Annotated in this window: 19 protein-coding genes; 13 read left to right on the forward strand and 6 right to left on the reverse strand. The window is 68.5% G+C overall.

Annotated features, from left to right (window positions below; genetic code table 11):
• The first annotated feature begins 2 nt into the window (after nucleotides 1-2).
• Nucleotides 3-908 carry a type II secretion system F family protein gene (locus tag JNB_RS18475; protein ID WP_009778055.1) on the forward strand — a complete coding sequence of 302 codons (906 nt, stop codon included), beginning with the start codon at nucleotides 3-5 and terminating at the stop codon, nucleotides 906-908.
• Nucleotides 909-915: 7 nt separating this feature from the next.
• Entirely contained in the window at nucleotides 916-2016 is a 1101-nt protein-coding gene (locus JNB_RS18480) for an acyltransferase (RefSeq protein WP_040883978.1), read from the forward strand.
• A gap of 81 nt (nucleotides 2017-2097) precedes the next feature.
• Here the strand turns inward: JNB_RS18480 and JNB_RS18485 are convergent, their stop codons facing one another.
• On the reverse strand, nucleotides 2098-3951 hold the full coding sequence (locus JNB_RS18485) for a glycoside hydrolase family 3 protein (RefSeq protein ID WP_009778057.1): 1854 nt from the start codon (nucleotides 3949-3951) through the stop codon (nucleotides 2098-2100).
• A 140-nt stretch (nucleotides 3952-4091) separates the two neighbouring features.
• Between JNB_RS18485 and JNB_RS18490 the strand changes: the two genes are divergently transcribed.
• Both JNB_RS18490 and JNB_RS18495 read left to right on the forward strand, forming a co-directional pair.
• Complete coding sequence (locus JNB_RS18490) at nucleotides 4092-4799, forward strand: spermidine synthase (protein WP_009778058.1); 708 nt, start codon at nucleotides 4092-4094, stop codon at nucleotides 4797-4799.
• Between the two features lie 349 nt (nucleotides 4800-5148).
• Nucleotides 5149-5640, forward strand: a complete 492-nt coding sequence (locus tag JNB_RS18495) for a type VI secretion system tube protein Hcp (RefSeq protein ID WP_009778059.1) — start codon at nucleotides 5149-5151, stop codon at nucleotides 5638-5640.
• 32 nt (nucleotides 5641-5672) lie between these two features.
• Here JNB_RS18495 and JNB_RS18500 read toward each other — a convergent pair whose 3' ends face one another.
• Both JNB_RS18500 and JNB_RS18505 read right to left on the reverse strand, forming a co-directional pair.
• The gene (locus tag JNB_RS18500; protein ID WP_009778060.1) at nucleotides 5673-6074 is read right to left on the reverse strand and encodes a Rid family detoxifying hydrolase; all 402 of its coding nucleotides are present in this window, start codon (nucleotides 6072-6074) and stop codon (nucleotides 5673-5675) included.
• A gap of 151 nt (nucleotides 6075-6225) precedes the next feature.
• Complete coding sequence (locus JNB_RS18505; protein WP_009778061.1) at nucleotides 6226-7152, reverse strand: hypothetical protein; 927 nt, start codon at nucleotides 7150-7152, stop codon at nucleotides 6226-6228.
• Between the two features lie 249 nt (nucleotides 7153-7401).
• Here JNB_RS18505 and mtrA point away from each other — a divergent pair, with 249 nt between their 5' ends.
• The 8 genes from mtrA to JNB_RS18545 all read left to right on the forward strand — a co-directional run bounded on the left by mtrA (nucleotide 7402) and on the right by JNB_RS18545 (nucleotide 16282).
• Nucleotides 7402-8079 (forward strand): MtrAB system response regulator MtrA, encoded by a 678-nt coding sequence (gene mtrA, locus JNB_RS18510; RefSeq protein WP_040883979.1) that lies wholly within the window; start codon nucleotides 7402-7404, stop codon nucleotides 8077-8079.
• Between the two features lie 107 nt (nucleotides 8080-8186).
• Nucleotides 8187-9776, forward strand: a complete 1590-nt coding sequence (gene mtrB / locus JNB_RS18515) for an MtrAB system histidine kinase MtrB (protein ID WP_009778063.1) — start codon at nucleotides 8187-8189, stop codon at nucleotides 9774-9776.
• A complete protein-coding gene (locus JNB_RS18520) occupies nucleotides 9773-11581 on the forward strand; it encodes a GerMN domain-containing protein (protein WP_009778064.1) in 1809 nt (602 codons plus the stop codon). The genes mtrB and JNB_RS18520 overlap by 4 nt, the downstream gene beginning before the upstream one ends.
• 91 nt (nucleotides 11582-11672) lie before the next feature.
• Complete coding sequence (locus JNB_RS21075) at nucleotides 11673-12392, forward strand: ComF family protein (RefSeq protein WP_040883980.1); 720 nt, start codon at nucleotides 11673-11675, stop codon at nucleotides 12390-12392.
• A gap of 136 nt (nucleotides 12393-12528) precedes the next feature.
• A complete protein-coding gene (gene hpf, locus JNB_RS18530) occupies nucleotides 12529-13227 on the forward strand; it encodes a ribosome hibernation-promoting factor, HPF/YfiA family (protein ID WP_009778066.1) in 699 nt (232 codons plus the stop codon).
• A 100-nt stretch (nucleotides 13228-13327) separates the two neighbouring features.
• Nucleotides 13328-14032 (forward strand): response regulator transcription factor, encoded by a 705-nt coding sequence (locus JNB_RS18535; RefSeq protein WP_050766649.1) that lies wholly within the window; start codon nucleotides 13328-13330, stop codon nucleotides 14030-14032.
• Nucleotides 14033-14087: 55 nt separating this feature from the next.
• Entirely contained in the window at nucleotides 14088-15278 is a 1191-nt protein-coding gene (locus JNB_RS18540; RefSeq protein ID WP_083784605.1) for a winged helix-turn-helix domain-containing protein, read from the forward strand.
• Nucleotides 15275-16282, forward strand: a complete 1008-nt coding sequence (locus JNB_RS18545) for a P1 family peptidase (protein ID WP_083784533.1) — start codon at nucleotides 15275-15277, stop codon at nucleotides 16280-16282. Before JNB_RS18540 ends, JNB_RS18545 begins: the two co-directional genes overlap by 4 nt.
• A gap of 168 nt (nucleotides 16283-16450) precedes the next feature.
• Here JNB_RS18545 and JNB_RS18550 read toward each other — a convergent pair whose 3' ends face one another.
• The gene (locus tag JNB_RS18550) at nucleotides 16451-17569 is read right to left on the reverse strand and encodes a GNAT family N-acetyltransferase (RefSeq protein WP_009778070.1); all 1119 of its coding nucleotides are present in this window, start codon (nucleotides 17567-17569) and stop codon (nucleotides 16451-16453) included.
• 181 nt (nucleotides 17570-17750) lie between these two features.
• Here JNB_RS18550 and secA point away from each other — a divergent pair, with 181 nt between their 5' ends.
• Nucleotides 17751-20630 (forward strand): preprotein translocase subunit SecA, encoded by a 2880-nt coding sequence (gene secA / locus JNB_RS18555; protein WP_009778071.1) that lies wholly within the window; start codon nucleotides 17751-17753, stop codon nucleotides 20628-20630.
• A 29-nt stretch (nucleotides 20631-20659) separates the two neighbouring features.
• Here secA and JNB_RS18560 read toward each other — a convergent pair whose 3' ends face one another.
• Both JNB_RS18560 and JNB_RS21770 read right to left on the reverse strand, forming a co-directional pair.
• Nucleotides 20660-21205 carry an Rv3235 family protein gene (locus tag JNB_RS18560; protein WP_009778072.1) on the reverse strand — a complete coding sequence of 182 codons (546 nt, stop codon included), beginning with the start codon at nucleotides 21203-21205 and terminating at the stop codon, nucleotides 20660-20662.
• Entirely contained in the window at nucleotides 21202-22086 is an 885-nt protein-coding gene (locus tag JNB_RS21770; protein ID WP_148232515.1) for a LysM peptidoglycan-binding domain-containing protein, read from the reverse strand. Before JNB_RS21770 ends, JNB_RS18560 begins: the two co-directional genes overlap by 4 nt.
• Nucleotides 22087-22131 lie beyond the last annotated feature (45 nt).

Below are 22131 nucleotides of genomic sequence, written 5' to 3' on the forward strand. Positions count from 1 at the left end.
CAATGCTCATCGTCGCAGCCATCCTTGTTGCGGTTGCACTGTGCGTCGCCGTTGTGCTCATCGGCACCATCGGAGTCGGCACGACCGGTGTCGCCCGGTCACTCGAGCTGGTCAACTACCGTCCGGACAGCAGTACCGTCGCCAAGTCCGAGCTGGCTGCGAAGGACCGCCTCGTCGTGCCGTTCGAGCAGGGCCTCAAAGGAGTGGCGCGGCGACTCTCCCCTGCGGGGACCGCTGGTCGGCTCGCCGCAAGCCTCAACCGGGCGGGCAATCCCCCCGCTTGGCCGGTCGAGCGCATCTTCGGGGCCAAGGGCATCGGGCTCGTCGCCGGCGCCCTCCTGGGCCTCTTTTTCGGCGGCCTCGGCCTCACGGGCCTCCTGTATGCCGTCATCGGCGGCGCAGCACTCTTCTTTCTCCCCGACCTCCTCGTCTACAACGCGGGAATCCGGCGCCAGGAGCAGCTCCGCAAGGGCTTCGCCGACGCGCTCGACATGCTCACGGTGTGTGTCGAGTCCGGGCAGGGCTTCGATGCCGCGCTGGGGCAGGTTGCCCGCAACGTGACTGGGCCGATTGCTGGCGAGTTCGCGCGAGTCCTGTCCGAGTTCCAGATCGGCATGACCCGTGGGCAGGCCTTTCAGGGGATGGCCGAGCGAAACACCTCGCCCGAGGTCAAGAACTTTGTCTCCGCCCTGGTGCAGGCCGACCGGCTGGGAGTGCCCATCGCGGGCGTCCTGCGCGAGCAGACCAAGGAAATGCGCGTCGTCCGCCGCCAACTCGCCGAGGAGAAGGCCCAGAAGGTGACCGTCAAGGTGGTCTTTCCGGTGCTCCTGTGCATCTTCCCGGTGATCTTCGTGGTCATCCTGGGCCCGGCCGCGATCAACATCTATGACCTCTTCAGCAAGACCTGAGGTCGACATGAGCAGTCAGTCTGCGCTCGTCGTTCGCGGCACGGTAGGGCGCGACCGGATGCTTGACGGGCTGCGTGCGTCCGCCGCCCTGGCAGTCGTCTACGTGCACTACCTCTTCTTCTCTGGACTCACAGCCAGGCCGGGAGCGGGCTACATCGGAGTGCTCGTATTTTTCGTGCTCTCCGGCTACCTCATCACCCGAATGTTGTGGCGACCACTTCGATCAACGTCCACCCCCTACCGGTCGTTCCTCGCTCGCCGCATCCGTCGCCTGCTGCCGGCCCTGCTCGGCGTGGTCCTGGTTGCGGGCCCGGTCATGACGTTGGTCGGCCCGGGAGATGCGTTGGCGTCCGTTCGGTCCTCGCTCATCGTGTTGACGCAGCTCACTGCCTTCTTCCTCGCGGCTGATGCCTTCCCGATGGAGGCCTGGGTGCCGACTTGGAGCCTGACGGTCGAGTGGGTGTTCTATCTGCTGTGGCCGATCGTGCTCGTGAAGATGCGACGCCGTGGCCTCTCCACGCTTGGCGCGACTCGGGTCACACTTGTCCTTGCGGCACTTCTCTACGGCGCGGCGATCCCGCTTTCTCCAAGCGCCTTTTACTACCTTCCCGTGGGCAATTTGGCTGTGATGCTCATGGGCTCGGCGCTTGCACTGGCGCACGCCCGCGAGCCTCGACGAACCGGTGGTCGGGATGCGGCGATCGCGGACATGGCTTTCTTCGCGTTCATCTTGGCAGTGCTCCTACCGAGCGCAGGATTGTCCGGGTCGTGGCTCTATCGCGTCACCTATGTCCCGATCGCGGTCATCGTTGCCCTGGTGCTCATCGACCAGCGGCCGGGCACGGGCGGCATGGCCCGTCGCCTCCTCGAGTCCCGGCCCATGGTCGCCATCGGGCAGTCGAGCTACAGCCTCTACCTCTGGCATTTGCCGATCCTCTGGATCGCCTACTGGGGCCTGCCCGACCTACCCGTGGCCCTCCGCGTCGCCATCGCCACGGTGTCACTCGTCCCGGTCGTCTGGCTCAGTTTCACCCTGCTCGAGAAGCCCGTTCTCAAAGACCCAGTCGCCACCCAATCCCCGATCACGGCAACGGTGCGCAGCAGCTGAGTCGACCACAGCGAAGGCCGGGTATGCCGGGAACGTGAGTTCCCGGCATACCCGGCCTTCGTTGTCGGTCTGGGTCTGGCCTCAGAAGCCGAGGCCGTGGCCGAACGGGTAGAGCTCGCCGGAGCCGTCCGCCTTTGGGATCGAGACGGGGAGCTTGCCGGCCGGGTTCACCTCGCCGAAGATCACGCGCACCAGCGACTCGACCTGGTCCGCCGTGTAGCCGAAGGTGTCGACGACAGTCTTGGCCTCGGGGAACGACGCGACGTCATACGGGTTGCGCATCGCCGCGACGACGACTGGCTTCCCGGTCGCGATGAGTGCCTTCACCAGCTTGGTCTGAGCCACGGCGGCTGGGGTCGGCAATCCGGTAGCGGTGTTGACGGCATACGCGTTGTTGGTCGAAACCACCACGAGGTCTGAGGTGGCTGCCGCCGCGACGGCGCTGTCGATCGCTGCCTGGGACGGTGTCGTCCCGGACTCGCGTACCTGGGTCGTGGCTCCGCGGGCGGTGAGTGCGGTGGCCATCGTCTGGGTCGTGCCAACACCCCAGCCGGCGACGAGAACCTTGCGCGGACCGGCGGCCAGCGGCAGGAGGTTGGCGTCGTTCTTGACGAGGGTGGTCGTGCGGTCGGTGATCGCCTGCGCGTCGGCCAGGTGCTGCGGTGCGCCCATGATCTGGGGCGCCGCGGCCACATCGACGATTGGGTCCTGGAAGATGCCGCGCTGGTACTTGTGGAGCAGGACGCGATAGACGGACTCGTCGATGCGCTGCTTGCTGATCGCTCCGGTCTTCACGGCGTTGAGCACTGCGCCCATGGCCGTGTCCATCTGGACGGGCACGAGCAGCTGGTCAGCGCCGGCCTGGAGTGCCTTGACCGGTGCGACGTCGGCCGGGTAGGTCGCTGCGGCGCCCGCCATGTCGAGCGCGTCCGTGACGATGAGCCCCTTGTAGCCGAGCTCGTTGCGCAGCAGTCCGGTGAGGACCTTGTGCGACATCGTGGCAGGAACACCCGGGTCGATCGCGGGCATGACGACGTGGGCGGTCATGATCGTCTCGACCCCGGCGTCCGCTGCTGCCTTGAAGGGCGGCAGGTCAATGTCGTGGATCTGCTGCAGCGTGTGGGTGACCTCGGGCAGTCCGAAGTGGCTGTCCACGCCGGTGTCGCCGTGGCCCGGGAAGTGCTTGGCGACGGAGGAGACGCCGCCCGCGCGGTAGCCCTTGATCTGCGCCACGGCGAGGTCGGAGACCAGCTTGGCGTCGCCACCGATGGAGCGGATCCCGATGACCGGGTTGTTGGGGTTGATGTTGACGTCGGAGACCGGGGCGTAGTCCTGCGTCACGCCGACGGCGGCGAGCTCGGAGCCGATGACCTCGGCCGAGCGCGTCGCGTCCGCCACGGAGCGGCCAGCGCCGAGCGCCATGTTGCCGGGCATCTGGGTCGCCGGCGCACCGAAGCGGGCGACGAGTGCGCCACCCTCCTGGTCAACCGAGATCTGCAGCGGGATCTTGGTCGGCTGCGCGAGGGCCGCGGTCTGCAGGCCGTTGGACAGCGTGGCGACCTGGGCGGGGTCGCCGATGTTGTCGTCGTTGTTGCGGGTCGTGTAGTAGATGACGCCGCCCGGCTGGTACTTTGCGATCGCCTGCGCGGGGGTGTCGACGCCGAAGAGTCGCTGGTTCGTCGCCTTGGCCAGGTCGCTCACCGTGTTGGCGTCGCGACCGGCCACCTCGATGACGAAGAGCTGGCCGACCTTCTGCTCCAGCGTCATGTGGTTCATGAGGCTGACGATCTTGCCGCGGTAGGGCGCGTCGCCGGAGTTGCCCGGATCGCCGCTCGCAGACGGGCTGAACGCCGCAGCCATCGCCACGGCAACGCCGATGGCAGGCAGTTGGACCAAGGTCCGGTTGCGACGGGTGGATGCTGGCCGTGTGAACATGTGGCACCTCCGGGGCTCGCGTACCCCCAGGGAGGGGAACGAAAACGACACTAGGCCGCGCACAGCGCGTTGGGAAGCCCCGGCCCGGGCCAATTTTGTGTAAAAAATATCCGGAGGACAAACGCCACTAGTCTCGGCGGATGAAGATCCAGGAGCTCGACTACGGCGATACGCCATGGGGCGTCATCAGCCTTCGACGGCGCTGGGACCGCATCACGGAGCGAGACGTCCATGAGGTCAAGCTCGGCGACGACTTCCTCATGTCGAGCCAATTCACCACTGGCGAGCGGGAATTGGCGCGGATCGGCCTCGCCGCAGTGGCCGAGTCGGCCGGCTCGTCGCTCACGGTCCTCGTGGGCGGACTCGGACTCGGCTACACCGCGCTGACCGCGCTCGAGGACCAGCGCGTCGCGGAGCTGACCGTCATCGAAGCCCTGCCGATGGTCATCGCCTGGCACGAACGCGATCTGCTGCCCGACACCGAGGGAATGGCCGCCGACCCGCGGGTGCGCCTCGTGCCCGACGACTTCTTCGACGTGGTGCGGACAGGACGTGCCGACCGCACCTACGACGCCGCGCTCGTCGACATCGACCATGCGCCCGACTGGCTGTTGCGCGACGACCACGGTGACCTCTACACGGTCGAGGGCTTCGCCCGGGTGGGCGCGATGCTCACCGACGACGGCGTCTTCGCGCTCTGGTCCGATGAACCGCCCGAGCCCGAGGTCGTCCGCCGCATGGGGGAGGCGTTCGAGCACGCCGACGCCCACGTGGTCCCGTTCCCCAACCCGATCACCGGCGGAGAGTCCACCAACACCGTCTATCTCGCGGTCCGTCCCCGTCGCTGAGCGCGCCTGTCGGCCCAACCGAGGCCGTGGTTCATCAGTGACGGTGGCCTGACCAGAACGAAAGCTGGGTATGCCGGGAGCGCGAGTTCCCGGCATACCCAGTCCTGGTTTTCGGTCAGGAATGCAAGGGTCACCGACTGTCACTGCGCCTGCGGGTTACCGCGCAGGGAGGATGCCTTTGGCCATGAGGGGTCAGCGTGTTGTTCGGCACGTTCTGAGAGGCTGCGACTCGTTCTTGTCCCAGTTCTGGTGATCGATGGCGGCGCGGAGAGCCCCTCTCAGACGCGCCGTTGACACGGGCGCCCAACCGGACGATCTTGGGGTCATCCGCCAATGGGAAGAGGGCGTCATGACAATCTCGATCTTCGCCCGCATCGGCGCGATCAACGGTGAGTCGCGAGACGCCAGGCACAAGGACGAGATCGACGTGCTGTCGTGGTCCTGGGGCCTGTCCCAGTCCGGCGCCGCAGGCCACGGAGGAGGGCGAGGAGGGGCCGGAGCAGGCAAGGCGACCTTCCACGACTTCACCTTCACTCATCACATCGACAAGGCGTCTCCACTGCTGATGAAGGCGTGTGCCACGGGTGAGCACATCAGGGACGCGACCCTGACGGTCCGCAAGTCGGGCCAGGGGCAGCAGGACTACGTGATCATCACGATGAATGACCTTCTCGTGACGGGCGTTTCCACGAGGGTCAGCGTCGAGGGTGACGCCACGATGGAGGAGGTCGTGCTCGCGTTCGCGAAGGTCGACCTCGAGTACAAGCCGCAGAAACCTGATGGCTCGTTGGACGTCGGGATCCATTTCGCCTTCGACCTCAAGACACACAAGTCGGGGTAGCAACTCCACCCTGCGGCCAGCGCTGTGTGTGCTCAGGTCGGCAGGTGTGCGATGGCTTCGATCGAGACGAGGAGTCCGCGGGGCAGCGCGACGTTCGCGGGCGCAGATCGGGCAGGTGCGGGTTCGGGCATGAACCGGGAGTACACCTCGTTGAGCTTCGCGAAGTCCTTCACGTCGGCATAGAAGATCGTGGTCTTCACGAGATCCACCAAGGACGCACCCGCGGCTTCGAGGATCGCCGAGATGTTGCGCAGCGCCTGCTCGGTCTGCGCCTCAATGCCGTCGGCAACCTCACCGGTGTGTGGGTCGATACCGGGTGTACCCGACACGAAGACGAACCCGCCGGCGACGATCGCTTGGCTGTAGGGACCCAGTGCTGCGGGAGCGTCGTCCGTTGCGACTGAAGCCCTCGACGAACTGCGCTGATCGCCCATGACTTCGAGACTAGCGGGGGTGGGCGAGAGCCCACAGTGCATTGAGGATCTGCCACCGGCCGTCAGCATGACCCAACGGAAAGGCTGGGTATGCCGGGAGGTGAACTCCCGGCATACCCGGCCCTGTCGTTTCGGTCAGGGGACCGAAAGGTCACAGACCCTTGTAGCGCTCCCACCACGTGAACGGCATCCGGTAGGACGTCGGGGTGTTGTCGGCCGAGTGGCTCGCGAGCCCGTTCTTGCCGATGTAGTAGTCGCAGACCTGGTCGCGGGCGACGTGGCCGCCGTCCTTCTGCCAGATGTCGGGGTCAGCGATCGCCACGGCGTGGATGTGATAGCTGAATCCCTGCGCGGGGGTGCGCAGCCAGGCCGCGAAACCGACCGTGCGCAGCGCCTTGACCTGCTGCCAACGCTGGGTCTCGGACAGGCCCGCCACGGAGATGTCGACGACGCCGCCACCATCGTGGGTGCCGGCCGAAGCGCCCACGCCACCGGGGTTGTAGCTGCCCTGGACGAGGCTGAAGTTCCAGCGGGGGAGCAGGTTGTCGGCCGCCTGGAGCATGTTCTTGGTGCGGGTGTTGACGCGCTTGCCGCCGTAGGAGTCGGTGGTGCTGCCGGCAGTGACCTTGTGCGCGACGGTGAAACGGTTGGCGCCGAGCTTGGTCAGGGACGTGGGGCCCGGCAGGCCGTTGGCGTCGATGCCGCTGTAGCCGAGCTTGCGCTGCCACGTCGTGTAGGAGCTCGTCGTGCCGTTGCCGTACCAGCCGTCGGCCGTGGTCGCGATGCCCTTGGCCTTGAGTGCGGACTGCACGCGGATCGTCGAGGTGTTGTCGGACAGGCCGGAGCGCTGGCCGCAGCGCGGCTCGACCTGGGCGGCCGCGAGGACGCGGGCCATGTCGACGGTCGGCAGGGCCGTGGCCGCAGTGGCCGCCGTGGTGACGGTGTTGTTCGTGCTGGCCGTGGGCGTCGCGGCGGTCGACGGTGCGGCTGCTGCCACACCGAGCGCAAGGGCGCTCGCGGCGGCGACGGCGAGTGGTGCCGCGACGGCGTGCCTGCGGCTGATCTTCCGGTGCTTCATGGTTTTCCCCTCCATGGTCTGGGCCTGCCCGATGTCTCGAGCCTCACGCCGAGTGGCGTGCCCGGGGCCGAACGTAGGTCCGCACTGCGGTCCTTGCCCATGGGGAGAGCTCCCCGTGGAGGCCCGGTCAGCACGAGGGGAGGACTCCCCGTGCAGGCCAAGGTGAACGGCCCATGCACCTCGCTGTGGGATCATGAGGAATCGGCGCGGGGACAGCGCCGCATCACTTGTGCCACTTAAGGAGTGACCGTGAAGGGTCGCGTGCTCGTCGTCGACGACGATCTCGCTCTCGCGGAGATGCTGGGCATCGTGCTGCGCAACGAGGGCCTCGAAGTTGACCACGTCGCCGACGGCTCCGGAGCGCTCGCGGCCTTCCGCGAGACGCGCCCCGATGTCGTCCTCCTCGACGTCATGCTCCCGGGCATTGACGGACTCGAGGTGTGCCGTCGCATCCGCGCTGAGTCCGGCGTCCCGATCGTGATGCTCACCGCCCGCACCGACACGATCGATGTCGTCGTGGGCCTGGAGTCCGGCGCCGATGACTACGTCGTCAAGCCGTTCAAGCCCCAGGAGCTCATCGCCCGCGTCCGCGCCCGACTGCGTCGCGGTGACGACGTCGAGCCCGAACGCCTCACCATCGGCGATCTCGTCATCGACGTCGCCGGTCACTCGGTCAAGCGCGAGGGCGAGTCCCTCAGCCTGACGCCGCTCGAGTTCGACCTCCTGGTGGCGCTGGCGCGCAAGCCGTGGCAGGTCTTCACCCGCGAGGTGTTGCTCGAGCAGGTGTGGGGCTACCGCCACGCCGGCGACACGCGCCTCGTCAACGTGCACGTCCAGCGCTTGCGCTCCAAGATCGAGAAGGACCCGGAGCGGCCCGAGATCGTCGTCACGGTGCGTGGCGTGGGCTACCGGGCGGGGCCGGCCTGACCATGGCGGCAACGCCGACCAGGACGTCGGCCGCGTCATCGGCAGCGACGTCTTCCGGCTCGTCCCCCACGTTGGCGCGGCAGGTCCAGCACCTGAGCAGGCGGGCCATGAGCCTCTTGCGCCAGGTGGGTCGGATCGTGGTCGCCGCGACCAGGGCACTCAGGCGAACCTGGCGGCGTTCACTGCAGTTCCGGGTCGTCACCACCACGGTGATCCTCGGCCTCGTCGTCGTGTCGTTGCTCGGCTCCTACCTGTACAACGAGATCGCGACCGGCCTGGAGAACGACAAGATCCAGACGAGCGAGTACGAAGCCCGTGGTCTCACTGCCACTGCCCAGGAGCAGTGGGAGAACACGACGGTGACGACGGCGCAGGAGCTCAACCAGGTGGCCCAGGACATCATGGGCTCGAAGCTGACGCCCCCGGGTCCCGAACCGTCGCGCTACGTCGTCATGCTGCGCGGGGTCAAGAACACCTCACCCACCCAGCTCAACGCGCTCGAGTCCAACAAGGTCGGCCTCTCCTCGGTCACCCAGGACATCCGCCAGAAGGTGGCCGCCGACCCGACCCACCAGCAGAAGATGGTCAGCGACGTCATCATCGACGGGAAGCAGGTGCCCGCGGTCTTCATCGGGACCGGAGTCGATGTGCCGATCGCTGGCCGTTACGACCTCTACTACATCTATCCGATGACGCAGGAACTCGGGACGATGAGCCTGATCTCCACGGCCTTCGGCATCGCCGGGCTGATCCTCACCTTCCTCGTCGGCGTCGTCGCGTGGGTCGTCACCAAGCAGGTCGTCTCGCCCGTGCGTCGTGCCGCCGAAGTCGCCGAACGTCTCGCCTCGGGCAAGCTCAACGAACGCATGGCGTCGCGCGGCGAGGACGACCTCGCCCTGCTCGGCACGTCGTTCAACGCGATGGCTGACAGCCTGCAGGCGCAGATCCGCCAGCTCGAGGGCCTGAGCCGGGTGCAGCAGCGCTTCGTCTCCGACGTCTCGCACGAACTGCGGACCCCGTTGACGACGATTCGCATGGCCGGTGACCTCCTCTACGACTCGCGCACCGACTTCGACCCCATCGTCGGGCGCTCCGCCGAGCTGCTCCAGGGTGAGCTCGACCGCTTCGAGCTGCTGCTGTCCGACCTCCTCGAGATCAGCCGGTTCGACGCCGGCGCGGCGGCCCTCGACCTTGCCCCGGTCGACCTGCGCGGCACGGTCGCGGGAGTCGTCGCCGCGACCCAGCCCCTCGCGGACCGGCGTGGCTCGACCATCGAGATCGTCGCGTCGGGGCCGATCCAGGCCGAGGTCGACGAGCGGCGGGTCGAACGCATCCTGCGCAACCTCGTCGTCAACGCCATCGAACACGGCGACGGCAAGCCCATCACCGTGCACCTGCGCGAGGGGGACGGCGCTGTCGCGGTCGTGGTGGAGGACCACGGGGTCGGGCTGCGTCAGGGCGAGGCATCCATGGTCTTCACCCGGTTCTGGCGGGCCGATCCCGCGCGTGCCCGCACCACGGGAGGCACGGGTCTCGGACTCGCCATCGCCCTCGAGGACGCTCGTCTGCACAGCGGCTGGCTCCAGGCATGGGGTGAGCCGGGCGTCGGGGCCCGCTTCAGGCTCACCCTCCCGCAGAGGTCCGGTGAGTCCCTGACCTCGTCGCCGCTGGCGTTGTCACCCGGGGAGCGGACGTGAGTTCCGTTGCGCGACAGGCAGAGCCAGACCGTCGCTCGCGCTCTCGCACACGCACCGCCCTCGCGATCCTGCTCACGATGGTGAGCATGCTGCTGGTGGGCTGCAGCAGCGTGGGCCGGGCCAGGGAGGCAGAGCCCGGCCTCGAGGTGCGGGGCGGCGATCCAGAGCCCGTGCGAGCGATCTATCCCCGCCCCGTCGCCGGTGCGACCCAGCAGCAGATCGTGGCCGGCTTCGTCCGGGCCGGTGCCGCGAGCGATGGCAACTACGAGACCGCTCGCAGCTTCCTCACCCCCGAAGCCGCGAAGTCGTGGGTCGCCGAGGGTGAGATCGTCCTCTACTCCACGACCACGCCCCTCGTCGTCACGCCGCAGGCGCCCAACGCCGCCGTGCTCAAGGGCGGCATCGAGGGAACCATCGGCACGGACGGTCGCTACATCAACGCGGCGCCGACCGCGAGCCGCCAGGTCACCTTCGAGTTCGCCCGCATCAACAACGAGTGGCGCATCAGCAACCTCCCCAAGGAGTTCGGTCGCTGGATCACCACGTCCGACCTCGGCCGCCTCCTCAAGCCCTACACGCTCCACTACGTGGCCACCGACCGTCGCTCCCTGGTCCCCGACCGACGGTGGTTCCCGCGCGACCACCTGGCCACCCGACTGGCACGCGCCCAGCTCGCCGACCCACCGGCATACCTGCGTGGTGCCGTGCGCAACGACATCCCGCGCGGTTCGCGCCTCACGGCCGACTCGGTCTCCGTCATCGACGGGATCGCGCGCGTCGAGATCACGGGGAGCGTCCCCACGGCCAAGGTGCAGCGAGAGAACGTCTGGGCCGAACTCGTGTCCACCCTTCTCCAGGATCCCTCCGTCCAGGGCGTCACCATCCGCGTCCAGGACGTCACGCTCGAGCTTCCCGACGTCGACCTCCCGGTGCGCACGATCGAGCAGGTGGGCTTCCCGGTGACGCCCGCGCAGGTCCCCGGCAAGCCCGTCGTGCGTCGTGGCGCCTCCCTCTACTTCCTGCCGAGCACGAGTGACGTCGACAAGGACCCCACCAAGTCCGGGCACCCCGACATCCAGCCCACCTTCCACTCCCTCGCCCTGTCGGCCGACGGCTCGGAGCTGGCGGCGGTGGACCCCGACGGTCAGGGGATCTCGCGCTTCCGCGGCAAGACGCAGTACGAGATGCCGTTCTTCGGCACCGCCGTCGGCCACCCGACCTACGACACCCGCGGCTACATCTGGGTCGGCGGCACCGGCATCGATGACGAGTCCAACCTCAGGTTGTGGACCTTCAGCACCGCAGGCGACCCGGCCATCCAGCGCCAGCCGACGGCCAAGCCGGTCGGCGCCGACTGGCTCGCCAAGCGTCGGGTCATCGAGGTCAAGCCCTCGCCACAGGGGGACCGGGTCGCGGTGCTGCACAGCGCCGAGAACGGGACCGATGCCCGGATCGACCTCGCCGGCGTCATCCGCACCTCCGCCGGGGAGCCGCAGGGACTGTCCGCCCCCTTGCGCCTCGGGTCCAACCTGACCGAGCCCGCTGGCCTCGTGTGGCTCTCCGACGTCACGATCGCCACGCTCGCTCGCCGGGCCGGTGGCACGGAGCAGCGGCGCCCCTACGTCATCTCCGTCGACGGTGAGGAGCAGACGCTCACCGAGGTGCCCAAGGGTGCTGCCATCACCTCCGCCGGGGGCGAACGCGACATCCTCGTGACCACCACACCCGGCACCGTCCTCAGCCGGGCCGGACAGCAGTGGCTCTCGCTCGGCCGCGGCACCGACGTTGCCATCGCCGCCCGCTGACCCGTCCACAGCCGTGACGTCTCGGCGGCGTTGTCCACAGATCCGCGCGTGACGCTGGCGCCGGCTCGTGGGTGCGCGACAGGGTCGAGGGATGCTCTCGGATCTCGTCGACCTCGTCCTCCCGGCGTCGTGCGCGCTCTGCCACCGACCCGCCGGCCCGTTGTGCCCGGACTGCCGACGTGCCGTCGACGACTGCCTCCATCCCTCGCCTCGCCTTGCGCTTCCCTCACCCCTCCCACCGGGTATGCCGTCGTGCTGGGTTTCCGGGGAAGCGAGCGGAGCGCTGCGCGCGGTCGTCACGGCATACAAGGATGAAAACCGACGGGACCTGCGCCAAACGCTCGGCGCCTGGCTGGCTCCCGCAATGCGAGCAGCACTGGGAGACAGCGCCCCTGCGCTTCGGGCGATGCGGGGCCGGGGGCTGGTCGTCGTTCCGGTTCCGGGCTCTCCACGCGCGCGCCGACGACGCGGTGACGTGCCGCTCATGCCCCTCGTGACGTCGGCCGTGGTCGGGCTCGGCGGTTGCGTCGTCGTGGCCGACGTGCTGTCCGCGACGCGGGTGACCCGCGACCAGTCCACTCTCGACGCGGGGGAGAGGGCGAGCAATCTGGCCGGCGCGATGGCGGTGCGGGCACGTCATCGGCCGAGCCTCGAAGGCGCGGTCTGCGTCGTCGTCGACGACCTCGTGACGACGGGAGCGACCCTCGCGGAGGCGGCGCGTGCGCTGCGTGAGGCGGGTGCCGGTGAGGTGCTCAGCGCCGCGATCGGGGCGACGCGCAAGCGCGCCGGGCCTGTCAGGACATTCCCATGAGCCTGCCCTTGAAAGGGGGTGCGGACAGGTCTAACGTCGGTGCATGAGACGCATCCTCCCTGGGAGGTGGTGCCGCCGCCTTTAGCCCCCGACAGGCAAAACGACAGGCACGCCCACCCGACATTTTGGAGGACAAGTGGACATCGTCGTCACCGGACGCCACACAACCGTCTCGGACCGATTCAGGGAGCACATCGCGGAGAAGTTGGACAAGGTCCAGCAGCTCGCCCCGCGCACGCGCCGGATCGAAGTCGTCATCAGCCACGAGGCGAACCGCCGCCAGGCCAAGGCGTGTGACCGCGTGGAGATCACGTGCCACATCAAGGGCCCGGTCGTGCGCGCCGAGGCCTGCCAGGAGGACAAGTACGCCGCCCTCGACGTCGCCCTCGAGAAACTCCTCGAGCGCCTGCGTCGCAAGCACGACCGCACCGTGCGCCGTGGACGCCACGCCTCCGAGTCGGTTGCCAGCGCGACCGCCTTCGTCCCCGCCGAGACGGGTCCCGACGAAGCAGCAGAGTCCGATGACGTCGGCCCCTTCGGCGACTCGCCGATCGAGGTCCGCGAGAAGGTGCACATGTCGGCGCCGATGAGCCTCGAACAGGCACTGCGCGAGATGGAGCTCGTGGGCCACGACTTCTATCTCTTCCACGACACCGAGACCGACAAGGCGAGCGTCGTCTACCGCCGTCGCGGTTGGTCCTACGGAGTCCTCCACCTCGACCTCAACGGGCAGCTGCCCGACTCCGCGGCCGAGCCCGACGAGGGCTATGACGAGCTCGAGGACCCGGGTCCTCCGGTCCAGGGAACTGTCGCCGAGCGCGCTGAGGCGTCCTGACCCATCCGTCGGGGTGACCTCTGTCTCGCTCCGCGCGAGATAGCCCAAAGGCACTACGTGGACGGACTCACCGTGTCACTATGACCGAGTGAGTCCGTCCATGCCTGATCAGGGTTCTCGGGCCTCCGCCTTGGGGGAGGCACGTGACCGCATCCGAATCGTCATCGCCGATGACCATGACCTTTACCGTCGAGGTATGCAGGCCGTCATCGGTCTCGAACCCGACCTTGAAATCGTCGCCGAAGCCTCATCCGGTGGCGAGGCCGTCGAGAAGTGCTTCGAGTTCGATCCCGACGTCGTCCTTCTCGACGTCCGCATGCCGGGCAACAGCGGCATCGAGGCCTGCACGGCCATCAAGGAAAAAGCGCCGCGCACCAAGATCCTCATCCTGACTGCGTCCGACGACGAGTCCGACCTCTTCGCTGCCATCAAGGCGGGCGCGAGCGGTTATCTCCTCAAGGACCTGCCGACCGAGCAGATCGCCGAGTCGGTGCGCATGGCGCACACCGGTCAGTCGATGATCCCGCCGCACATGGCCAGCCAGCTCATCGCCGAGTTCTCTCGGTTGAGCAACGAGCCGCCCAAGGAAGCCACGGCCGGTCCGCGGCTCACCGAGCGCGAGCTCGAGGTCCTCGGTCTCGTCGCCCGCGGCAAGGCCAACAAGGAGATCGCGACTCAGCTGTTCATCAGCGAGAACACGGTCAAGAACCACGTGCGCAACATCCTCGAGAAGCTCCAGCTCCACTCGCGGGTCGAGGCGGCGCTCTATGCCATGCGGCGCAACCTGATCGAGCCCGAAGCCTGATCCGCTCCTCCGACCACCTCGGACGGTGTCGGAGGTGACCGCCATGATGGGGTCCATGCGACTCAGCACCGTGGCGGCCCGTCGGATCGCGCTCGCGGCCCAGGGCTTCGGCGTCTCGAAGCCCGAGCCGTGGACCGCGACCTCGCGGCACGTCCAGCGGGTCATCGACACCGTGGGCATCGTGCAGATCGACAGTGTCAACGTCGTCTCGCGCAGCCACTACCTGCCGTTCTACTCGCGACTCGGGCCGCACGACAGTGCGCTCGTCGACCGGGCGCGTGACCGGGCGCCTCGTCGCGTGGTGGAGTACTGGGCGCACGAAGCCTCGCTCATCCCGCCGTCGACCTGGCCGCTCCTGGACTTCCGCATGCGCCGTGCCCACGACGAGTCCTGGGGCGGCATGCAGAGGGTCAAGCGCGAGCACCCCGAGCTCGTCGACGCCGTCCTGGCCGAGGTTGCGGCGAGGGGGCCGATGACGAGCCGCGAGCTCGAGATCGCTCTGGCCCACGATCTGCCTCGCGACCGTGAGCAGTGGGGCTGGAACTGGTCGCTGGCGAAGTCAGCACTGGAGCACCTCTTCTGGGCCGGCGAGGTCAGTTCTGCCGGGCGCACCAGCCAGTTCGAACGTCGGTATGCCGTGCCCTCCCGCGTGCTGCCACCACACCTTCGCGAGCTGGCCGAGTCACCGGCGGCGCGCCCTTCGGATGAGGATGCGTTCGTCGAGCTGATCCGCATTGCGGCCCGGGCCCACGGTGTGGGTACCCAGCAGTGCCTGCGCGACTACTTCCGGCTCAAGCCGCACCAGGCCGACCCGGCGATTGCCTCGCTCGTGAAGGCGGGAGAGCTGGAACCGGTGACGATTGAGGGATGGAAGCGGCCGGCATACCTGCATCCGAGCGCGCGACGACCACGACGGATCTCGGCGCGGGCACTGTTGTCTCCGTTCGATTCGCTGGTGTGGCAGCGGGATCGGACGTCGGCACTGTTCGGATTCGACTACCGGCTCGAGATCTATGTGCCCGAGGAGAAGCGCGTCCACGGCTACTACGTGCTGCCGTTCCTCCTCGGTGAGGACCTCGTGGCGCGCGTCGACCTCAAGGCCGACCGAGTCGGTGGGCGGTTGCTCGCGCGACGGGTGACCTGGGAGGCGGGTCGTGGGGGAGTCGACGACTCTCGAGAGCTGCTCGCGGAGCTCGGGTCCATGGCGTCGTGGCTCGGGCTGTCGAGCGTCGAGGTCCCTGCGTGAGCTGGCTGCCGCGCCTGCCGACCTGGCGTATGCCGTCCGGTCCGGCCGGTGCCATCACGGACGTTCCCGGGGTGCGGGTGGGGCACGCGACCGTGGTGGACGCGTCCCGCGGTGTCGCGACCGGTGTGACGGTGATCGTTCCGGAGGGCGTCGAGCAGCGCCCGCTACCGGCGGCGAGTCATGTCATCAACGGTTACGGCAAGTCGGTGGGGCTGATGCAGGTCGACGAGCTCGGCACCCTCGAATCGGTCATCGCGATGTCGAGTGTCTTTGCCGCGCCCTCCGTCCAGGCGGCGATGCTGCGTCGGCGGCTGGCCGAAGAGGCGGATCTGGGTGGGAGTGCGGGCGGGCGTTCGGTGAACCTCGTCGTCCTCGAGTGCAATGACGCGTTCGTCAACGACCCGCGCGAACACACCTGCGGTGAGGCCGAACTCGCGACGGCACTCGCTGCGGCTAGCGATGGAGTGGTGGCCGAGGGGACGGTCGGCGCCGGGACGGGCATGAGGACGTTCGGGCTGTCGGGCGGGTTCGGCACGGCGTCCCGCCTCCTCGAGACGGGGGAGAGCGCGTATGTCCTGGGTGTCGCGCTCGTGAGCAACTTCGGAGTGTGGGGCGACCTCACTGTCGGCGGTCAGCTGGTCCAGCCGGCCGCCGAAGCCGTGTCCGACGAGCCGTCGGGATCGGTGGTCATCGTCGTCGCGACCGACGCGCCGTTCGACAGCGCCACCCTGCGCCGGGTCGCGGCTCGCGCCCAGAACGGGCTGGCCCGCACCGGCTGCGTGACAACTCACGGCAGCGGCGAACTCGTCCTCGCCTTCAGCACCACGACGACCCCCGCCGAGCAGCCGGAGGTCGGGCTCCTCAACTCAGCCTTCCGCGCAGTGGCCGAGGCCGTCGAGGAAGCCGTCCTCAGCGGACTCGCCGACGCCGCCCCGGTCACGGGTCGCGAGGGCCGCTGCCTCCCCACCCTCCGCGAGCTGACCCAGCCATTGCCCGGCCCCTGACTGATCGTCTTCGTGCCCCGCACGGACAACTCGCTGGCGCTCGTTGTCCGTGCGGGGCACGAAGACGAACCGCGTCGTGTCCGTGCGGGGCACGAAGACGAACCGCGTCGTGTCCGTGCGGGGCACGAAGACGGGCGCGGGCTGTCCCCAACTCACCCAATTGGACGGTCAGGGACGGAGGAGTTCCCAGTGGTCGGCGGGGCCGATGGAGCCGTCGGGGGCCTGGGCAGCGGCCTCGTGGCCCCACTTGGTGAAACCGACCGACGCGAGGATCGCGTTGCTCGCGGCGTTGTCTGCCGCGGTCTCGGCGACGAGACGGCGCAGGCCCATGCCGCCGTCGTCCTTGCTGGTGAAGGTGTGCTGGACCGCGAGGCGGGAGGCCGTCTTGGCCGCGCCCCGTCCGCGCGCCCGTGGGAACAGGTAGTAGCCGAGCTCAGCAGTGTCACTGTCAAGGATCGCTCCACCGTGGACGAAGACGAGGACCTCACCCAATGCCTCATCGGTCGTCGCGTCCGCGATGCACCAGTTGAAGCTCAGCCCGCGTGCCATGACGAGCCGGCGCCGAAGGAGCCAGTCGTCCCAGGTCTCCGGCGTGGGGATGGCTCCGGCCGGGACGAAGTGTGAGGGGTGGTTTGTCGCCTCGGCACTCGCCCCGTCCTCCGCGCGCCATGGTCGCAGCCGAATCCCGTCCGCCTCGAGGACCGGGGGAGTGATCCACGCGGCTCGTGGCTCCATCGCGTCCTCGCGCCCCAGGGTTCCGAACCAGGCGTCGACGAGCCCGCCCTCGCCATGCGCCGCGTGCTCGGGCAGGGTCGTGAGGAAGTCGAAGCCAGCCGCGCGAGCCGGACCCCACGAGGCGAAGTTGCCGCGCTCGGCGTACCAGTCGACGCGCTGGCCGCCGCCGTCGAACCAGTACTGGCAGACGAGCTTGAGTGCCCGTGCCATGAGGCCGCGCCCGCGACCCTCGGGGTGCAGGCCGTAGCCGATCTCGGCGCGCCCCGCCGCCCGCGGACGCAGGTCGATCGTCCCGAGGAACAACCCATCGCCACCCCCCACAGTGATCTCTTCGATGGCCCAGAGCTGGTCGCCGCCCTCGTCCCAGCCCTTGGCGATGGCGGGGATCCACTCGCGGGCCATCTCGACGGTGTAGCCGCGCGGGACCTGGGTCCACCGCACGCTCTCGGAGTCGGTGCACTGCTCGACGATGCGGTCGACGTCGCGCTCGTTGTGTGCGCGAAGGCGCACCACACCATCGGTGAGGATCGGGACGGAGTCTGGGAACGGCATACCCGAATGTCATCACGAAGGCGGACAGCCCGGAACCGAATTACCCGAGCCCCTCGTTGGAGAGCGATGGAGTGCCGTATCAGATGTGGCCTCGCCGTTTGGCTCGACTACCCTTGGCAGGTCTCGTGGAGTGCCAGTGGGACAGCCGAGTGACACATTGCATGAACGAGGAGTCCTACCCGTGGTGAAGATCGTCGAGAAGCTGCTGCGCGCCGGTGAAGGCCGTGTCGTCAAGAAGCTCGAGAACGTCGCCGACCAGATCAACGCGATCGAAGAGGACTTCGTCGCGATGAGCGACGACGAGCTGCGCGGCATGACAGACGAGTTCCGCGCCCGTCTGGCCGACGGCGAGACCCTCGACGACCTCCTTCCCGAGGCGTTCGCCGCGGTCCGTGAAGCGGGCAAGCGCACCCTCGGCAAGCGGCACTTCGACGTGCAGCTCATGGGTGGCGCCGCCCTCCATATGGGCAACGTCGCCGAGATGAAGACCGGTGAGGGCAAGACGCTCGTCGCCACCCTGCCGTCCTACCTCAACGCGATTGAGGGCAAGGGCGTCCACGTCATCACCGTCAACGACTACCTGGCCGAGTACCAGGCCGAGCTCATGGGCCGCGTCCACCGCGCCCTCGGGCTCGAGACCGGCTGCATCCTGGCCAACATGACGCCGGACCAGCGTCGCGAGCAGTACGCCAAGGACATCACCTACGGCACCAACAACGAGTTCGGCTTCGACTACCTGCGCGACAACATGGCGTGGTCGACCGATGAGCTCGTCCAGCGCGGCCACAACTTCGCGATCGTGGACGAGGTCGACTCGATCCTCATCGACGAGGCCCGCACCCCCCTCATCATTTCCGGCCCGGCCGACCAGCCGACCAAGTGGTACGGCGAGTTCGCCAAGGCCGTCATGCACCTCGAGCGCGGTGAGGGTGCCGACCAGATGCGTGGCATCCCCAGCCGGGGTGACTACGAGGTCGACGAGAAGAAGAAGACCGTGGGCGTGCTCGAGCCCGGCATCGAGAAGATCGAGGACTACCTCGGCATCGAGAACCTCTACGAGTCCTCGAACACCCCGCTCATCGGCTACCTCAACAACGCGATCAAGGCCAAGGAGCTCTTCACCCGCGACAAGGACTACGTCGTCATGGAGGGCGAGGTCCTCATCGTCGACGAGCACACCGGTCGCATCCTCAAGGGCCGCCGCTACAACGAGGGCATGCACCAGGCCATCGAGGCCAAGGAGGGCGTGACGATCCAGAACGAGAACCAGACTCTCGCGACGATCACGCTGCAGAACTACTTCCGCATGTACGACAAGCTCTCGGGCATGACGGGTACGGCCATGACCGAGGCCGCCGAGCTCAACTCGATCTACAAGCTCGGCGTCGTGCCGATCCGCACCAACCGCCCCATGATCCGCAAGGACCAGGCCGACCTCGTGTACCGCACCGAAGAGGCGAAGTATGCCGCGGTGGTCGACGACATTGCCGAGCGCCACGAGCAGGGACAGCCCGTCCTCGTCGGCACCGTGAGCGTCGAGAAGTCCGAGCTCCTGTCCGAGCAGCTGCGTCGCCGCGGCATCAAGCACGAGGTCCTCAACGCCAAGCACCACGAGCGTGAGGCTGCGATCGTGGCCGACGCCGGGCGCAAGGGCGCTGTCACCGTGGCCACCAACATGGCCGGTCGAGGCACCGACATCATGCTCGGTGGAAACCCCGAGTTCATGGCCGTCGCCGCCCTCAAGGACAAGGGTCTGGACCCCGTCGAGACCCCGGACGAGTACGAAGCCGCGTGGGACGCCGCCCTCGAGGCCGCTGAGGCCAAGGTCAAGGCGGAGCACGAAGAGGTCGCCGAGACCGGTGGCCTCTACGTCCTCGGCACCGAGCGCCACGAGTCGCGCCGCATCGACAACCAGCTGCGTGGTCGTTCCGGCCGTCAGGGTGACCCGGGCGAGTCCCGCTTCTACCTGTCCCTGCAGGACCACCTCATGCGCCTGTTCAACTCCGGCATGGTCGAGCGGGTCATGAGCACCGCCGGCATGGAGGACGACACCCCGATCGAGTCCAAGATGGTGTCGCGCTCCATCGCATCGGCCCAGAGCCAGGTCGAGGCGCAGAACTTCGAGATCCGCAAGAACGTCCTCAAGTACGACGACGTCCTCAACCGCCAGCGCACCGTCATCTACGACGAGCGTCGCCGCGTCCTCGAGGGCGAGGACCTGCACGAGCAGATGCGCTACTTCGTCAACGACGTCGTCGGTGGCTACGTCGACTCCGAGACCGCCGCGGGCTTCGCGGAGGACTGGGACCTCGACCGTCTGTGGACAGCCACGAAGGCGCTCTACCCGATCTCGCTCACCCAGGAACAGGTCGTCGAGGCAGCCGGTGGCCGCTCCGGGCTGCGCAACGAGACCCTCAAGGAAGAGCTGCTCTCCGACGCCCACCACGCCTACGACCAGCGCGAGGAGCTCCTCGGCAGCGAGGTCATGCGCGAGGTCGAGCGTCGGGTCATGCTCTCGGTCCTCGACCGCAAGTGGCGCGAGCACCTCTACGAGATGGACTACCTGCAGGAGGGCATCGGCCTTCGTGCGATGGCCCAGCGCGACCCGCTCGTCGAGTACCAGCGCGAGGGCTTCCAGCTCTGGGAAGCCATGAACGAGTCGGTCAAGGAAGAAGCCGTCGGGCTGCTCTTCCACGTCGACGTCCAGGTGGACCAGCCGGCCCCCGAGGTTGCCGCGGCGCCGCAGCACGTGCCCGACATGTTCGGTGGGCTTGCTGGGTCCGATGGCACGCAGGAACCCGACCACCAGCCGCACGTGGAGGTCGCCGGCATTGGCGTCGAGCGACCGCGCCAGCCAGCCCAGCTGCACTACACGGCGCCGTCCGAGACCGGTGAGGTCGAGGAGCGCGACATCGCGTCACGCGCCAGCAGCAACGGTGGCGGTCGTGGAAGCAGTGATGGTGCGTTGAACGCGGACCAGCTCGCGAACACGCCCAAGAACGCGTCGTGCCCCTGCGGCTCCGGCAAGAAGTTCAAGATGTGCCACGGAAAGACCGACTGACCGGCCTTCTGTCGACCAGTGGTCCTGGCTCAGCCGATCTGGAGGGCTTCGACGCGCCAGCGACCGTCCTGACCGCTGAGGCGCAGCGCCATGGCCCGCACGCGCACACCCTCACTCACGACGACGCTGCATTCGGCGACGCCGTCGGCGGGCTCGCACACGTGGACCGAGCGCACCACGGCGCGCTGGGTGACGGCGCGAGTCCTGGCTGCCCGGCGCCGAGCTGCCAGGGCGCCGCGTCGGGCGATCACGGCATACACCTGCGGTGTCGTCCAACGGACGACCTGCGGCGCCGGGCGCAGACCGGACATGACCTCGACGATGGCCTGCGCGATCTGGCCTGCCCACGGCTCGGGGTCGGGGAGGTCGGAACGGGACGTGCTCTGGGGCCCGAAGATCTGCTCGTCGCTCGCGTGCGCGAGGTCCACGGCCAAGGAATCCTGGATGTATGCCGGGTGGCCGAGTTCGTCGCCCGACCTCCGGAGCGCTTCGGCCAGGGGGATGGCTGGTGGGCGCGTCGTCACGGGTGCGTGGACCTTGACGGACCGGAGGTGGGAGATGGTCGTGGGGCTCATCGGTGCACACTCGCTGTCTGGTCGGCGCCGGGGACGCGCAGGATCTGGCCGGGGAGGATGAGGTCGGGGTCGTCGCCGATGAGGGCGCGATTGAGGTCGAACCAGCGGGGCCACGCCCGGGCGATCTCGGCGTCGGAGGCTTGCGGGCCGAGGTGACGGGCGGCGATCGACCAGAGGGTGTCGCCGCGGTGGACCACGACCTCGGTGTCGGTGCTCGGCGCGACCCGGCTGCCCAGCAGACCCGGGTCGGCCTGCGGTCGCACGCGCGGGGCGGTGGGCGTGAAGCCGGGTGTCGCGGGCTCGGACGTGAAGCCCGGGGTGGCGGGGGTGGTCGGCGTGGGGGAGAAGCCGGGACCAATCGGGGTGGGGGCGAAACCCGGATCAGGTGCGGAGACATCGGGCGCCGACTGGGTGGGGACGAACCCCGGGTCGGCGACGGATGAGGCGGTGGTCGAGGCGGTGGTCGAGGGCCGCGGGCTGGCGACGGCCTGGCTCGGACCGCCGGCGACGCCCACGCCCACTCCGAGGACGAAGGCGGCAACGCGCCGGGCCAGGGCGGGTGTCAGGCGATCGGCCCAGACCTGGGCGGCCCGTCCGACGCGACCGGGCGCGTGGGCGAGGACCTCGAGGACCGTCCCGAGGACCAGCCACGCGGCAATGGCCAGGGCGAGGGTGGCGGCGGCCAGGGCGAGCAGCTCGTCGGCGGACGCCGGGCCAGGTGCCGTGACGTTGGCCCGAGCCGCGATCCAGGCGGTCGCAAGGATCCACGCGGCGGTGGAGCCGACGACGAGGGAGGCCGAGGCGACGGCGACGACGCGCACCACGACATGCGCCAGTGAGGCACTTTCATGTCGTTTGGTGTCGTTTGGTGCGGTTTGCATGCGAGTGACGATATTTCATGTCGCTTGTGGATGCAACAGGAAGCC

This window comes from Janibacter sp. HTCC2649, assembly GCF_000152705.1.
In the GTDB taxonomy this organism is placed as follows: Bacteria; Actinomycetota; Actinomycetes; order Actinomycetales; family Dermatophilaceae; genus Knoellia.

What these genes read in the sequence shown, in the direction of transcription:
- JNB_RS18495 (WP_009778059.1), top strand. Translation starts at nt 5,149, where the DNA reads ATGACAATCTCGATCTTCGCCCGCATCGGCGCGATCAACGGTGAGTCG.
- JNB_RS18505 (WP_009778061.1), bottom strand. Translation starts at nt 7,152, where the DNA reads ATGAAGCACCGGAAGATCAGCCGCAGGCACGCCGTCGCGGCACCACTC.
- JNB_RS21770 (WP_148232515.1), bottom strand. Translation starts at nt 22,086, where the DNA reads ATGCAAACCGCACCAAACGACACCAAACGACATGAAAGTGCCTCACTG.
- JNB_RS18490 (WP_009778058.1), top strand. Translation starts at nt 4,092, where the DNA reads ATGAAGATCCAGGAGCTCGACTACGGCGATACGCCATGGGGCGTCATC.
- JNB_RS18550 (WP_009778070.1), bottom strand. Translation starts at nt 17,569, where the DNA reads ATGCCGTTCCCAGACTCCGTCCCGATCCTCACCGATGGTGTGGTGCGC.
- JNB_RS21075 (WP_040883980.1), top strand. Translation starts at nt 11,673, where the DNA reads ATGCTCTCGGATCTCGTCGACCTCGTCCTCCCGGCGTCGTGCGCGCTC.
- mtrB (WP_009778063.1), top strand. Translation starts at nt 8,187, where the DNA reads ATGAGCCTCTTGCGCCAGGTGGGTCGGATCGTGGTCGCCGCGACCAGG.
- JNB_RS18485 (WP_009778057.1), bottom strand. Translation starts at nt 3,951, where the DNA reads ATGTTCACACGGCCAGCATCCACCCGTCGCAACCGGACCTTGGTCCAA.
- JNB_RS18480 (WP_040883978.1), top strand. Translation starts at nt 916, where the DNA reads ATGAGCAGTCAGTCTGCGCTCGTCGTTCGCGGCACGGTAGGGCGCGAC.
- JNB_RS18535 (WP_050766649.1), top strand. Translation starts at nt 13,328, where the DNA reads ATGCCTGATCAGGGTTCTCGGGCCTCCGCCTTGGGGGAGGCACGTGAC.
- JNB_RS18560 (WP_009778072.1), bottom strand. Translation starts at nt 21,205, where the DNA reads ATGAGCCCCACGACCATCTCCCACCTCCGGTCCGTCAAGGTCCACGCA.
- JNB_RS18540 (WP_083784605.1), top strand. Translation starts at nt 14,088, where the DNA reads ATGCGACTCAGCACCGTGGCGGCCCGTCGGATCGCGCTCGCGGCCCAG.
- JNB_RS18475 (WP_009778055.1), top strand. Translation starts at nt 3, where the DNA reads ATGCTCATCGTCGCAGCCATCCTTGTTGCGGTTGCACTGTGCGTCGCC.
- JNB_RS18500 (WP_009778060.1), bottom strand. Translation starts at nt 6,074, where the DNA reads ATGGGCGATCAGCGCAGTTCGTCGAGGGCTTCAGTCGCAACGGACGAC.